Source organism: Gordonia amicalis NBRC 100051 = JCM 11271 (assembly GCF_000332995.1).
GTDB classification, from domain to species: Bacteria; Actinomycetota; Actinomycetes; order Mycobacteriales; family Mycobacteriaceae; genus Gordonia; species Gordonia amicalis.
In genome coordinates this window covers 68,068-81,081 of the sequence record NZ_BANS01000001.1, presented here as the reverse complement: position 1 = coordinate 81,081, position 13,014 = coordinate 68,068, and the positions used below count along the sequence as shown (strand labels likewise).

Genomic DNA, 13,014 nt, shown 5'->3' with positions numbered 1-13,014 from the left:
CTCTCGGTGGCGTCCACGTCAGGTGATCCTGGTCGGCTGAGGCCATGCCGGGAACCCCGGCCGGTACACCGCCGGCCACACTCCACTGCGACCCCGACCTCACCCTTCGGGCAGGCACCTCCCGACGCCGGTTCCTCTCCTGGGCCGGACTCGTGACGGGACTGGCCTTCACCCCGGGACTGCTGGGCGGAGCTCCTCCTGCTGCGACCTCCCCGGCGCATTCAGCCGGCGTGTTCTCCCTCGGAGTCGCCTCCGGCGATCCCCTGCCGGACGGCGTCGTGCTGTGGACGAGGCTGGTGCGCAATCCGTTCGCCCGACTGGGCGGGATGGGTTCACGTCCGGTGCGCGTCGAGTGGGAGATCGCCGCGGACGAGTCGATGACACGAGTCGTCCGACGCGGGGCCGCCCACGCCACCGCGGAGTGGGGTCACAGCATCCACATCGACGTGCGTGGCCTCGCCCCCGCGGCCGATTACTTCTACCGTTTTCGTGCCCTCGGCGAGATCTCCCCGGTCGGGCGGACCCGCACCGCCCCGGCTCCCCACGCCCGCGTCGGCGCCTTGTCCATCGCGGTGGCGTCGTGTCAGAACTGGGCGGACGGTTACTACCACGCCTTCGCCGACATGGCCGCGCACGCACCGGATCTGGTGCTGCACCTGGGTGACTACATCTACGAGAAGCCGATCCCGGGTGACGCCCGCCGCGGTGCGGCGCGACCGGTGTCGGCGGCACGCGAGGCCGTCGGTCTCGACGACTATCGGGAACGGTACGCCCTCTACAAGACCGACCCCGACCTGCAGCAGGCTCATGCGGTGTCGCCGTTCGTGATCTCCTTCGACGATCATGAGGTCGACAACAACTGGGCCGCAACGATTCCCGAGGACAAGACATCCCTCTCGGAATTCGCCGTCCGCCGCGCCGGAGCGCTGCGGGCGTGGTGGGAGAACACCCCGGTGCGGACCACCGCACGACCTGACGGCACCTTCATCCGCGCGCACCGGCGCCTCACCTTCGGCGACCTCGCGGAGATCAACCTCCTCGACACCCGCAGCCACCGCAGCGATCAGGTGAACGGGGACAACGACTGCCCGCAGAACGCCCGAACCGCGGACCCGTCGCGGACGATCCTCGGTCCGCGGCAGGAACGCTGGCTCCTCGACGGCCTGGCGTCGAGTCGCGTTCGATGGGATGTCCTCGCCCAGCAGGTCCCGATGGCCGACCTGGCCCGCGGCGAATCCCGGGCGGTCAGCATGGACGGGTGGAGCGGCTACGAGTCATCGCGACGTCGCATCCTCGACGGGGCGGCACACCGCGGCGTACGAAACCTGGTGTCCCTTGCCGGCGACATCCACCGGAGCGTCGTCGCCGACCTACGGACCGACTATGTCGACGCCTCCCCCACCCGCGGAGTCGAACTCGCCACGACGTCGATCACGTCCGGCGGCGACGGCGAGGACAGCGACGGCAGCGACCGCCTGCTGAAGGCCGCCTCGCCGCATGTGCGGTTCGGCAACTCCCAGCGCGGCTACCTGCTCAACCGCATACAGCACGACCGGTGGGAGGCCGAGTTCCGCGTGGCACCGTCGGTGCGATCACCACGCGGCTCGCTGCGGCGCCGCGCCGTCGTCACCATTCCCGACGCGACCGCCGAGGTCGACGTCGTCTGACCGTCAGGCGCGAGCGAGCACGTCGAGGACGGTGGCGCTGGCCTCCCAGCCCATGCACTTGTCGGTGACCGACTTGCCGTACACCAGCGGGGTCGCGTCCGTCGACTGGGCGCCGGGCTCGAGGAAGCTCTCCAGCATCACGCCGCTGATGTTCGACGCCTCGCCGGCCTCCCGGGCCGCACGCAGGGTCGCCGCGATCTCGGTGGCGACCTCCGCCTGGCGGATGTGATCCTTACCGGAGTTGGCGTGCGAGCAGTCGATCATCACCCGTGCCGGGAGGCCCGCCTTCTCGAGGGCCGCGGCGGCCGACGCGATCGACTCGGCGTCGAAATTGGGTCCGCGGGTACCGCCCCGAAGGATGATGTGGCAGTCCTCGTTGCCGGCGGTCTCGACGACCGCGCCATTGCCGAAGTCGTCCACTCCGAAGAAGACATGTTCGGCCGCAGCGGCATTCACCCCGTCGATGGCGACCTGGACGTTGCCGTCGGTGCCGTTCTTGAAGCCGATCGGCATCGACAGGCCCGAGGCGAGCTGGCGGTGCACCTGGGATTCGGTGGTGCGGGCGCCGATGGCACCCCAGGCGACGGCGTCGGCGATGTACTGCGGGCTCGTCGGCTCGAGGAACTCGCAGCCGACGGGCAGTCCGAGGTCGATGATGTCGAGCAGCAGTGATCGAGCGGTCCGCAAGCCGCGTTCCACGTCGAAGGTGTTGTCCATGCCGGGGTCGTTGATGAGACCCTTCCAGCCGACCGTGGTCCGCGGCTTCTCGAAGTAGACCCGCATGACGATCTTCAGGCGATCGGCGTAGGCCTCGGCCAGCGGTGCCAGACGGCGGGCGTAGTCGATCGCGGCGATCGGATCATGGACCGAGCACGGTCCGACGATGACGAGCAGGCGCTCGTCGCGGCCGGCGAGGATGTCGGCGATCTCCTCGCGGTCCCGCGCAACCGCGAGCGCACGACGCGCGGTCAGCGGCAGCTCGCTGCGGACGGTGTCCGGCGACGGGATCGGACGGAAGGACTTGATCCGACGATCGGAGGTCGATTCGGTTTGCTCGGCCGTACGCGTCGAGAGATCCGGGAGCGTGGTCACGATGTGTGCCTTTCGAGGTCATGCCCTGTCGGTGGTCAAACCGGGGCACGCCTTCTCAGTGGTGGAGCCCCGCTCAAAACGACAAGAGCAGCGACCGTATGGTCGCTGCTCGGGCTCCGGGTGTTACGTGCGCGCGCTTGGTCAGCGCTTCATCGTGGCCCCACCCGGAGCCTCGATAAAGCGCCAATAGGCGCGCACGGTGCTGATCACGGCGACAACACTAGCACAGGGCTCTCCTACGGATGGCCATGGGTGTCAGGGGTGACCCCGGTCGATCAGTTCACTGAGCACGATGATCGATTCGGACCTGTCCACCGGACCGGCGGCCCGGATGCGCTCGAGTGCCTGCTCGAGGTGGCGCACATCGCGGGCGCGAACCCGAAGGATGGCGTCGGCCTGACCCGAGATCGTCGCCGCGCTGACGACCTCGGGGATCGGTTCCCACGACGCCTTGAGCTCGTCGGGTGAGATGTTGCCGCGGCAATACACCTGCACATAGGCCTCCGTGGTCCATTGCATGGCGTGTGGATCGACGATCGCGGTGAACCCCCGGATCACCCCGTCGTCGAGGAGCCTGTCGACGCGCCGCTTGACCGCGGGCGCCGAGAGTCCGACCTCGTCGCCGATCTGGGCATAGGTCGCCCGCGCGTCGCGGGTGAGGCAGGCAAGCACCTTCTCATCGAGATCGTCGAGGTGTCGCAACAGAGGTCCCCTTTCCGGGAATTCGCGGCGATTTGTTGCGCCCATACGCAATTCACGGCGATTGTTTGCACCGGAGTCCGACGATACCCTCGATTCATGACGCTGATGCCCCACGACGTGAAACCACCCGACCACGATGTGGAACCGCATGTGGCACACAACTACTCGCCGATCCCGGTAACCGCGGCCAGCGCCGAAGGCGCCTGGATCACCGATGTCCACGGCAAGCGTCACCTCGACTGTCTCGGCGCCTATTCGGCGGTCAACTTCGGACACCGGCATCCGCGGATCGTCGCCGCAGCACTCGAGCAGATCGACCGAGTCACCCTCACCAGCCGCGCGTTCCGCTCGGACCGGCTCGAACCGTTCTGCGCCGCACTTGCCGAGTTGTGCGGCAAGGAGATGGTGCTGCCCATGAACACCGGCGCCGAAGCCGTCGAATCGGCGATCAAGGTCGCCCGCAAATGGGGATACGACGTCAAGGGCGTGCCCGACGGCCGCGCCACGATCATCGTCGCCGGCGGCAACTTCCACGGCCGCACCACGACGATCATCTCCTTCAGCGACGACCCCGACGCGCGCAACGGATTCGGTCCGTACACACCGGGTTTCGTACGCGTCCCCTACGGCGACGTGGAGTCACTCGCCGCTGCGATCGACGAGACGACCGTCGGTGTCCTGGTCGAGCCCATCCAGGGTGAGGCCGGGATCATCGTGCCGCCCGACGACTATCTGCCGCGAGTACGCGCTCTCTGCACCGCCGCCGACGTGCTGTTGATCGCCGACGAGATCCAGTCCGGCCTCGGCCGCACGGGACGGACCTTCGCCCTCGAACACTGGGGCGTCGAACCCGATGTCTACCTGCTGGGCAAGGCGCTGGGCGGCGGGATCGTGCCGGTGAGCGCGGTCGTCGCGAACAGCGACATCCTCGGGGTCCTGCACCCCGGACAGCACGGCTCGACGTTCGGCGGGAACCCACTCGCCGCGGCGATCGGTCACACCGTCGTCGACATGCTCGCCGAGGGCACCTGGCAGCGACGCGCCACCGACCTCGGCAACCACCTGCACACGCGTCTCGGTGAATTCGTCGGCCACGGTGTTATCGCGACCCGCGGTCTCGGACTCTGGGCGGGGATCGACCTCGATCCAGCACTCGGCACCGGCAAGGACTTCTGCCTACGCCTCGCCGAGCATGGCGTCCTGGCCAAGGACACCCACGGTTCGACGCTGCGCCTCGCCCCTCCGCTCGTCATCACGGTGCCGGAGATCGATTGGGCGGTCGATCGATTCGCGGAAGTGCTGAAGTGCTGAAGTGCTGAACGGATGAGGGCGGCCGGGTCAGCGTGACACGAGGTCGCGGTCGCGGTTGAGCCACCACGTCGACGTGGACAGCACCGTGGCGAACGCACACCAGGCCGGGTAGGCAGCGAGCGCGGCCCCGGCCGGCGCATTCACTGCACCGGTGCGTCGGGCGAGGTCCGCGCTGCTGACCGTGAGGACTGCCGCGGCCACCGATGCAGTGCCCAGTGCCCCCTTACCGAAGTAGATCCAGCTCCACGCCCCGTTGAGCGCGAGGTTGGCGCCGAGCGCGGCGAGGTACGCCTGTTTCGTGGCGTTCTTCGCGTCGCCCGTCGTCGCACCTGCCGCGGATTCGTCCAAGCCGTCGATCGCGACCGCCGAGGTGACCGCGATGTCGGTGTAGAGGGCGGTCCAGGCCACCGGGAACACCCAGGCGGGCGGGACGAAGGAAGGTTTCTTCAGCCGCGGATACCAGGTCTCGACCGCCGGCCTGGTCACGATGCTGCCGATGGCACCGGCCGCGGCGGTGGCGAGTGAGGTCCCGGTCAGGGTGGAGATGCGCATGGCCACGAGTACCCGTCACGCGGTATCCGACACCTGCATCACCTCAGCTGCGCGGCGAGTGATTCCTCATCCGTGACCGGAAGCCCGCACACCGTTCCCCGGCACACGTAGGCCGCGTCGCGTCCGCCGACCGGTCCGCAGGCGACCAGCAGCGGATGCGAATCCGGTTCACCGGCGACGACGACCGCGCCGCCGGGGACATGCGCCCAGGACGCTCGGGTCAGCGCCTGATCCGACGCCGGGCCCTGCGCGACGGCGATCTGCAAGGGGCCGGCGACCCGCGCCGACATCACCGACAGCCAGTGCCCCGCCGATCGCGGAAGCTTGGCGACGATCACCGAGGCACGGGACAGACTGTGTTCCAACAGTTCTGCATAGCCGACCGCCCTCTCCGGGTCGGCGAGCATCGACGCGGTCAGCAGCGCCTCGGCCATCAGCGACGCACCCGACGGAGTGGCGCCGTCGATCGGGTCGCGAGGACGGGCGATGAGTCCTTCGCCCGTGGCGTCGAACCAGGCGCCGGGCGCCTCCGGGTCGGCGAAGAGTTCGATCGCGGTGTCGAGCAACCCCAATCCTGCTCCGAGCCAACGGGTCTCGCCGGTGACCTGGAACAGTGTCAGAAGAGCCGTACTCAAGGCCGCATGGTCGTCGAGTCCGCCGTCGGCCCCCACGGCACCGCCGAGCGACGAACGCCGAAGCCGACCACCGACCAGGTGGCCGCGCAACAACTCATCGGCGCAGCGGACCGCGTCGTCGACGAAACCGGTCTCGCCCAGCCCGGCGCCCGCCTCGGCGAGCGCGGTGATCGTCATCGCGTTCCACGCGGTGACGACCTTGTCGTCGCGGGTGGGCTGGACACGTCTCGCCCGGGCGTCGAACAGCGCGGCGCGCACGGTGCCGAGGCGGTCGCGGTCCTCCGGATCCGCCGGGAGCTGCAGCGTCGAACGCCCGTGTTCGAAAGTGCCCTGTTCGGTCACGACGAACAGCTCGGCGGCCCGACGTCCCGCCTCCGGCCCGAGCACCTCGGCGAGTTCGTCCGGAGTCCACACGTACGTGGAGCCCTCCACCCCGCCGGCATCGGCGTCGAGCGACGAGGCGAACCCGCCCGGCACCCGGAGATCCCGTCGGAGGAACGTCACCGTTTCCTCGACGACGCGGTGCGCGAGCGCATCTCCGGTCCGTCGCGCGAGGTGCGCGTAGGCACGTAAGAGCTGTGCGTTGTCGTAGAGCATCTTCTCGAAATGGGGCACGACCCATCCGGCGTCGACCGAGTAGCGGGCGAAGCCCCCGCCGAGTTGGTCGTAGATGCCGCCGCGACCCATCGCGTGCATGGTCCGGCCGGCGGCCTCGATCGCGGCGGTGTCGCCGGTGCGTTCGGTGTGCCGGATCAGCGCGTCGAGAAGAGCCGAGGGCGGGAATTTGGGTGCGCCGCCGAAACCGCCGTGCTCACGGTCCTCCTCGTCCAGCACCGTGCGGACACCGTGTGCCAGCAGCCGGTCGTCGACCGGAACGGTTCCCGCGGGTAGCGGTGAGGTGTTCACCACAATGTGTTCGCGCACCTTCGCGGCGGTGTCGTCGAGGTCGGCGCGTCGCTGGGTCCACGCCTCGGTGACCGCGGTCAACACCTGCCGGAACGACGGCATCTGCCCGCGCGGACGGGGCGGGTAGTAGGTGCCGGTGTAGAACGGGTCGCTATCGGGGGTGAGGAAGCAGGTCATCGGCCAGCCCCCCTGCCCGGTCATCGCGACGGTGGCAGCCATGTAGATGGCGTCGATGTCGGGACGTTCCTCCCGGTCGACCTTGATACAGACGAAGTCACGGTTCATCTGGGCCGCGGTGGTCTCGTCCTCGAAGGACTCGTGTGCCATCACATGACACCAGTGGCAGGCCGCGTAGCCGACCGACAACAGGACCGGCACATCGCGGTCGCGTGCCCGGCTCAGCGCGGCGTCGGACCACTCCTGCCAGTGCACCGGATTGTCGGCGTGCTGCCGGAGATATGGGCTCGTCGCCGAGCCCAGCGTGTTCGACGACCCGTCAGGTGTCCGCCGGTCGTCGCTCATCGGTCCCGGTCGTGCTCGTCGCGTCCTGGTCGCCGGATGCGGCGTCGTCGGGTACGGCGCCATCCGGTACAGCGCCATCGGGTGCAGCGTCGACGGGGGTCGAGGCAGCGGCGATCGGACCGGACGGATCGGTGCCCTCGTCGAACGCCTGATCCGCTTCCGGGTGCTCGGTGTCGAAGGACTCGGGCAGCTTCTTGAGCTGACGGCCCATCGACCAGATCAGGAACGCGGTCCCGACCAGCAACACCAGGATGACGAGCAGCCCCAGCGGGGACGACTTGCCGAATTCCGGTCCCTGCGGCTCCTCCGCCGCGACGACCGTCACGGTGTTCACGAAGTCCACGTTGTTCACGATGTCGATGTTCATCACGCCTCGATTCCGGCGAACAGATCGGTTTCGGGCAGGGCCGTCTTCACGCGCGTCTTGGCCAGCTCGAACTCTTCGGTCGGCCACAGTCGCTGCTGCCACTCCAGCGGTACGGCGAAGAACATGCCGTTGGGGTCGATCTGCGTCGCATGGGCCCGCAGCGCATCGTCACGCTGTGGGAAGTACTTGGCGCATTCCACCTGGGTGGTCACCCGGCCCATCAGGTCACCGCGACTGGGATCCCACTTGCTGAGCCACTCGGCGAACGGACTCTCCTGGCCGTGACGCGCGAACTCGTCGGAGAAAAGGACCATGCGATCGCGGATGAACCCGTGCGTGTAGTAGATCTTCGACACCGTCCACGGTTCACCGGTTCCGGGGAACGCGTCGGGTTCCCCGGCCTGGTCGTAGGCCGCCAGCGACACCTCGTGGCAGCGGATGTGATCGGGGTGTGGATATCCACCGTGCTCGTCGTAGGTGATCATCACGTGCGGACGGAACTCGCGGACGACGCGGACGAGTGCCTCCGTGGCCTCCTCGAGCGGGACGGTCGCGAACGAGCCCTCCGGCAGCGGCGGCAGCGGGTCGCCCTCGGGCAGCCCCGAGTCGACGAAACCCAGCCAGGTCTGCTTCACGCCGAGTGCCTCGGCGGCTTTGGCCATCTCCTCGCGGCGGACCTCGGACATCCGCTCTTTGATGCCGGGACGGTCCATCGCCGGATTCAGGATGTCGCCCCGCTCGCCACCGGTCAGGGTGACGACGAGCACCTCATTGCCCTCGGCCGCATATTTGGCGGACGTGGCCGCACCCTTGCTCGACTCATCGTCGGGGTGCGCGTGGACCGCCATCAGACGGAACACACCCGGCTGCGGGTCGTCGGCGTGGGTTTCGGTCACAGTTCCTCACCTTCGGATCGCTACTCGTCCCATGGTAGGTATTGACGCGTGAACAGTTCGGATGGGGGCGCCGCAGAGCGCCCTCGCAGCGGCCCGCGCGCGACCTACCCGGAGCATTCCGCGACCGCTCAGACCCGTCGGCGCTGGTTCGTCGCGCTGTCGATACTCGTCGTGGTGGCCGGCGTCACGCTGGCGGCGATCGGGTACAGCAAGTTCGGCACCGCCGACGTGTCCGGCGAGGCCACCGGCTACGAGATCCTCGACAGCAACACCGTCGCCGTGCAGTTCACCGTCGACCGCTCCGACCCGAGCAAGCCCGCCGCCTGTGTGGTGCGTGGACGATCGAAGGACGGCAGCGAGACCGGGCGCCGCGAGATCCTGATCCCGGCCGACTCCGCCGAGCGGATCGGTGTCCGCACCGAGGTCACCACCTCCAAACCCCCGGTGATCGGTGAGGTCTTCGGTTGCACCGTCAACGTGCCCGCCTACCTGCAGCCCGAGTCGTGAGCACCCGGCAGGCCAGACCAGGCGAGACACCGGCACCCCGCGCGGCGTTCGCCGCAATCGGTAGCCGCTACTTCCCGCTGCTCGTCGGGCTGTTCGTCGGCGTGATGCTGATCAGCAACGTCACCGGCACGAAGGGTGTCGTGCTGTTCGACGACTGGCTCGACGTCGACCTCGGCCCCATCCACATGCAGGGCCTCGTCACCGACGGCGCGTTCTTCCTGTTCCCGCTCGCCTACGTCCTGGGCGACGTGATCAGTGAGGTGTACGGGTTCCGCGCGATGCGCCGCACGATCCTGGCCGGTTTCGCCGTCCTCGTTCTCGCGTCGTTGTGTTTCTGGCTGACGATTCAGCTCCCCGCCGCCGATTTCTACGAAGGCCAAGAGGCTTTCGAAACCGTCGCCGGCGTCGTTCCACAATTCCTACTTGCCGGACTTGCCGGATATGTGGTGGGCGAGTTCCTGAATTCATTCGTGTTGGTCAAAATGAAAGAGCGCGCCGGTGAGCGACATTTGTGGGCGCGCCTTTTGGGATCGACCGTCGTCGGCGAATTCGCGGACACCCTCGTCTTCTGTTCGATCGCCGCATCTGCACTGGGTATCTCCACGTGGGGGGACTTCGTCAACTACACCGTTGTCGGGTTTGTCTGGAAGACAATGGTCGAGATCGTCATCATGCCGGTGACGTATTTCGTTGTCGGATGGCTGAAACGAGCCGAGCCCACCTATCAGGAAGCACTCGACGCGGCAACCGCCCGCACAACGGATGTGCCATAGGTCTCGTCGGCTGGTAAGATGGTCGGATACACGGCTCCGCGAGGGGTCGTGTTGCTGCATTTTTAGCGTCCAAATGTCGCGCGGTGAAAAAAGTCGCAACGCGGCGCGGGCAACACGAAGGAGTGACCGATGACCGACACCCAGGTGACCTGGTTGACCCAAGAGTCGCACGATCGCCTCAAGAGCGAGCTCGACTCATTGATCGCCAATCGTCCGGTCATTGCTGCCGAGATCAATGAGCGACGTGAAGAGGGCGACCTCAAGGAGAACGGTGGCTACCACGCTGCCCGCGAGGAGCAGGGCCAGCAGGAGGCGCGCATCCGCCAGCTCCAGGAGCTGCTGAACAACGCCAAGGTCGGCGAGGCGCCGACCCAGTCCGGCGTCGCCCTGCCCGGCTCCGTCGTGACCGTCTACTACGACGGCGACGAGAAGGACTCCGAGACCTTCCTGATCGCGACCCGCGAAGAGGGCGCGTCGGGCGGCAAGCTCGAGACCTACTCCCCCAGCTCGCCCCTGGGCTCCGCACTGATCGACGCCAAGGTCGGCGAGACGCGTGAGTACTCCGTGCCCAGCGGCGCGACAATCAAGGTGACCCTCGTCAGCGCGGAGCCGTACCACAGCTGACCGAGCCACGCCGAAATCACGAATCGGTGGCACCATTGCGCATCTGATGCGCATTGGTGCCACCGATTTCGTTTATACGACGTAGGGACGAATCGGGTCAGCCGAGGTTCACCTTCACGCCGCCGGAGAACATCGAATCGTGGAGCTCGATGGTTGCCGGCTTGGCATCCGCGGGCATGTCGTAGACGACCTTGACGTCGACGGTGTTGCCGGGATTGATGTTGTCCCAAACGGGAATGTCACTGCCGCCCAGTGCAATCTGCGCGGTGGCGTTCGGCTCGAAGCTACGTCCCTGGTCGTCGAAGAGCTTCTGATCGCTGGGCGAGAAGCCCTTCGGCTCCTTGCTCGTGTTCTTCACCGTCAAGGTGACGATCACGAACTGACCCTGAGCCTCCTACAACGGGTCTGGCAGATCTGGCAGATCCTAGCTGTGATCGGCCCCGTAAACGGCCTGCTCGCTGGTGAATCCCTCGAACTCCAACTGTTCGATAAGGCCCTGTCGCGAGAACGGGGAATACTCGCGGTACTCACGGGCCTTCTTTGCCGCCTGGTCATACCAGTTCACCCCGCCATCGGCTTCGAGCTGATTGACCGCGGCCGACGAGTCCGAAGACGAGAAACCCTCGTACTCCAGTTGGTCGATCAATCCCGACTTCGAGAAACTGGTGTACGCGAGGTAGTCCCTCGCCTTGGCGACCGCGTTCGACACCTCCGACACGAGTTCGATCACGGGAGTCTGCGCGCTCGGCGCCGCGTGCGGAGAGGCGGTGGTCCCGAAACCGGCCACGACACCGATCATCATCACGAACGCGGCGAGGACACCTGCCGCCCACGGCCACTTCTTCTGGGAGTCGATCATCGTTCTTCCTTCTTTCAGGTGCAGCTCTGGGAAGCTGAGCCGCGTCTGAGAGCAAGGTGTCACGGGGGTACGACAAAAACGTTGCCGCACAGTGTCATCCGATCGGACGAATCCTCGCTCGCATGTCACGCAGCCGCGGTGACGGCACTCGCTGCAGTCTGGCGTTCTCGCCACTCCCACACGGCGTAGATCACCTCGGTCGCGTACCCGAGGTCGAGTTTCCCGCCACCGATAGGCACAGTCGCATCCACAGCGATCTTCGAGTCTGGCTGCCACAGCCCGGGCGCACATGTCGCTGGACTCACCTCGATCACCGAACCACCCGGCATGTGGAACGTGAACCGCTGCTGTCCATGGCCGCGGATCGCGAACTCGCCCCGATGCAACGCCCGATGACAGGAACCACACAACAAGATCAGGTTGTCCAACTCGGTCTCCCCACCCGCCGACCAGAACACCACATGATGCGCATGCAAATGCCGCGTCCGCTCACACCCCGGCGTCTGACAGCACCGATCCCGCAGGAACAACGCCCTGACCAGCGCCTTGTTCGGAGTTCGCCGCTTGCGCCCCAACCCCAACAACGCCAACTTCCCCGGATCACCAGGAACCCTGGCAGACAACACCTCCCGCGTCACCGCCCCACACCGAGCCTCCTCCAACTCTGCCTCCGACAACGCCGGACCGTCATCCAGATGCGCATGCTCCACCCCATCCCCCGCGTGAATCAGAATCTCCGCCCCGGGCGCCAGGTCCGGCATCGCGATCCCGTCATGCACCATGTCGGCCATCGCCACCACCGCCGGCGCCACATTCGACGGCACCTGCCGCCACAGATCCCGACGATTCGCCGGCTTCACCTCCGAATCCCGCTCACCGGACTCGGTCTCCAACTCGCCCGGAGTGTTCCGCGGAAACACTCTCCCGCGCGGGAAGATCCCCATCGTCGGCCGTGCGAGCCCGCTCATACTCCGCCCGCACCGCACCCGCCAGGAACCGCGCACCATCCAACGGCGACAACGTCAACGACACCGACAACGACCCATCGACATTCCACTTCCACCGACCCCACGACTCCACCGGCGCCACGAGCTCCCCCTTCTCGTTGTGCCCGCGATCGATCTGACGCATCGCCCGCACCGCCTTCTCCACCTGCGACGCCGTGCACGACAACGCCAGATTCACCAACTCCTGCTCCCGCAACGGAGTCGCCACCCGCGTCAACGCCCGCACCTTCGAATACGTCAACCGCCCCGCACCGAACGCCTCACGGATCAGCGGCAACTCCCGCAATGATTTGGCCACCCGCACCTGCTCATGCGCCGTCCGCTGCGAAATCCCCGCCTTCCACGACAACCACTGCGCCAACGAATGAATCCCCGGACCCCGCCACGACTCCCGCTCATCCAACTCCGCCACCAGCGACAAGAACTCCGCGGTCAACGCCGTGATCTGCGCGGCATAACCCAACACCCGAACCTCGAGCACCTCATCAGACAACGACGCCGGATCCGCACCGTCGAACATCGACGACACACCCTCGGCGCGTAACGCGGTAACGGACATCCCGACCCCCCAGCCAGTTCGAACACTTATACGAA

12 protein-coding genes and 2 pseudogenes are annotated in these 13,014 nt (G+C 67.1%); 5 read left to right on the top strand and 9 right to left on the bottom strand.

Going from position 1 to position 13,014, the window contains the following annotated elements; translation table 11 throughout:
• The first annotated feature begins 44 nt into the window (after positions 1 to 44).
• Positions 45 to 1,667 carry an alkaline phosphatase D family protein gene (locus GOAMI_RS00395; RefSeq protein ID WP_006434397.1) on the top strand — a complete coding sequence of 541 codons (1,623 nt, stop codon included), beginning with the start codon at positions 45 to 47 and terminating at the stop codon, positions 1,665 to 1,667.
• 3 nt (positions 1,668 to 1,670) lie between these two features.
• On the opposite strand, the gene GOAMI_RS00390 is transcribed toward GOAMI_RS00395, so the two are convergent.
• Both GOAMI_RS00390 and GOAMI_RS00385 read right to left on the bottom strand, forming a co-directional pair.
• The gene (locus tag GOAMI_RS00390; RefSeq protein WP_006434396.1) at positions 1,671 to 2,759 is read right to left on the bottom strand and encodes a 3-deoxy-7-phosphoheptulonate synthase; all 1,089 of its coding nucleotides are present in this window, start codon (positions 2,757 to 2,759) and stop codon (positions 1,671 to 1,673) included.
• Positions 2,760 to 3,014: 255 nt separating this feature from the next.
• Positions 3,015 to 3,461, bottom strand: coding sequence for an Lrp/AsnC family transcriptional regulator (locus tag GOAMI_RS00385; RefSeq protein WP_006434395.1), 447 nt, complete (start codon positions 3,459 to 3,461; stop codon positions 3,015 to 3,017).
• Between the two features lie 96 nt (positions 3,462 to 3,557).
• Between GOAMI_RS00385 and rocD the strand changes: the two genes are divergently transcribed.
• A complete protein-coding gene (gene rocD / locus GOAMI_RS00380; protein ID WP_006434394.1) occupies positions 3,558 to 4,772 on the top strand; it encodes an ornithine--oxo-acid transaminase in 1,215 nt (404 codons plus the stop codon).
• Between the two features lie 27 nt (positions 4,773 to 4,799).
• Here rocD and GOAMI_RS00375 read toward each other — a convergent pair whose 3' ends face one another.
• The 4 genes from GOAMI_RS00375 to mca are packed head-to-tail and all read right to left on the bottom strand — an operon-like array spanning position 4,800 to position 8,650.
• Positions 4,800 to 5,324 carry a TspO/MBR family protein gene (locus GOAMI_RS00375; RefSeq protein ID WP_040004470.1) on the bottom strand — a complete coding sequence of 175 codons (525 nt, stop codon included), beginning with the start codon at positions 5,322 to 5,324 and terminating at the stop codon, positions 4,800 to 4,802.
• A gap of 38 nt (positions 5,325 to 5,362) precedes the next feature.
• Positions 5,363 to 7,387, bottom strand: a complete 2,025-nt coding sequence (locus GOAMI_RS00370; protein ID WP_006434392.1) for a thioredoxin domain-containing protein — start codon at positions 7,385 to 7,387, stop codon at positions 5,363 to 5,365.
• Positions 7,362 to 7,754, bottom strand: coding sequence for a hypothetical protein (locus GOAMI_RS00365; protein ID WP_006434391.1), 393 nt, complete (start codon positions 7,752 to 7,754; stop codon positions 7,362 to 7,364). The genes GOAMI_RS00370 and GOAMI_RS00365 overlap by 26 nt, the downstream gene beginning before the upstream one ends.
• Complete coding sequence (gene mca, locus GOAMI_RS00360; protein WP_006434390.1) at positions 7,754 to 8,650, bottom strand: mycothiol conjugate amidase Mca; 897 nt, start codon at positions 8,648 to 8,650, stop codon at positions 7,754 to 7,756. Before mca ends, GOAMI_RS00365 begins: the two co-directional genes overlap by 1 nt.
• A gap of 48 nt (positions 8,651 to 8,698) precedes the next feature.
• On the opposite strand from mca, the gene GOAMI_RS00355 reads away from it, so the two are divergent.
• From GOAMI_RS00355 to greA, 3 genes are all read left to right on the top strand, one after another.
• A complete protein-coding gene (locus GOAMI_RS00355; RefSeq protein WP_006434389.1) occupies positions 8,699 to 9,157 on the top strand; it encodes a DUF4307 domain-containing protein in 459 nt (152 codons plus the stop codon).
• Entirely contained in the window at positions 9,154 to 9,930 is a 777-nt protein-coding gene (locus GOAMI_RS00350) for a queuosine precursor transporter (protein ID WP_006434388.1), read from the top strand. Before GOAMI_RS00355 ends, GOAMI_RS00350 begins: the two co-directional genes overlap by 4 nt.
• A 129-nt stretch (positions 9,931 to 10,059) precedes the next feature.
• Entirely contained in the window at positions 10,060 to 10,554 is a 495-nt protein-coding gene (greA, locus tag GOAMI_RS00345) for a transcription elongation factor GreA (protein ID WP_006434387.1), read from the top strand.
• A gap of 97 nt (positions 10,555 to 10,651) precedes the next feature.
• Here greA and GOAMI_RS00340 read toward each other — a convergent pair.
• From GOAMI_RS00340 to GOAMI_RS00330, 3 genes and pseudogenes are all read right to left on the bottom strand, one after another.
• A pseudogene (locus tag GOAMI_RS00340) lies at positions 10,652 to 10,948 on the bottom strand (DUF4352 domain-containing protein); the annotation flags it as partial.
• Between the two features lie 30 nt (positions 10,949 to 10,978).
• Positions 10,979 to 11,413 carry an Ltp family lipoprotein gene (locus tag GOAMI_RS00335; RefSeq protein ID WP_006434385.1) on the bottom strand — a complete coding sequence of 145 codons (435 nt, stop codon included), beginning with the start codon at positions 11,411 to 11,413 and terminating at the stop codon, positions 10,979 to 10,981.
• A 125-nt stretch (positions 11,414 to 11,538) separates the two neighbouring features.
• A pseudogene (locus GOAMI_RS00330) lies at positions 11,539 to 12,940 on the bottom strand (HNH endonuclease).
• Positions 12,941 to 13,014: the final 74 nt, after the last annotated feature.

Coding starts and splice junctions, on each gene's coding strand:
- GOAMI_RS00395 (WP_006434397.1), top strand. CDS start 45: ATGCCGGGAACCCCGGCCGGTACACCGCCGGCCACACTCCACTGCGAC.
- GOAMI_RS00370 (WP_006434392.1), bottom strand. CDS start 7,387: ATGAGCGACGACCGGCGGACACCTGACGGGTCGTCGAACACGCTGGGC.
- GOAMI_RS00365 (WP_006434391.1), bottom strand. CDS start 7,754: ATGAACATCGACATCGTGAACAACGTGGACTTCGTGAACACCGTGACG.
- GOAMI_RS00375 (WP_040004470.1), bottom strand. CDS start 5,324: ATGCGCATCTCCACCCTGACCGGGACCTCACTCGCCACCGCCGCGGCC.
- rocD (WP_006434394.1), top strand. CDS start 3,558: ATGACGCTGATGCCCCACGACGTGAAACCACCCGACCACGATGTGGAA.
- GOAMI_RS00335 (WP_006434385.1), bottom strand. CDS start 11,413: ATGATCGACTCCCAGAAGAAGTGGCCGTGGGCGGCAGGTGTCCTCGCC.
- greA (WP_006434387.1), top strand. CDS start 10,060: ATGACCGACACCCAGGTGACCTGGTTGACCCAAGAGTCGCACGATCGC.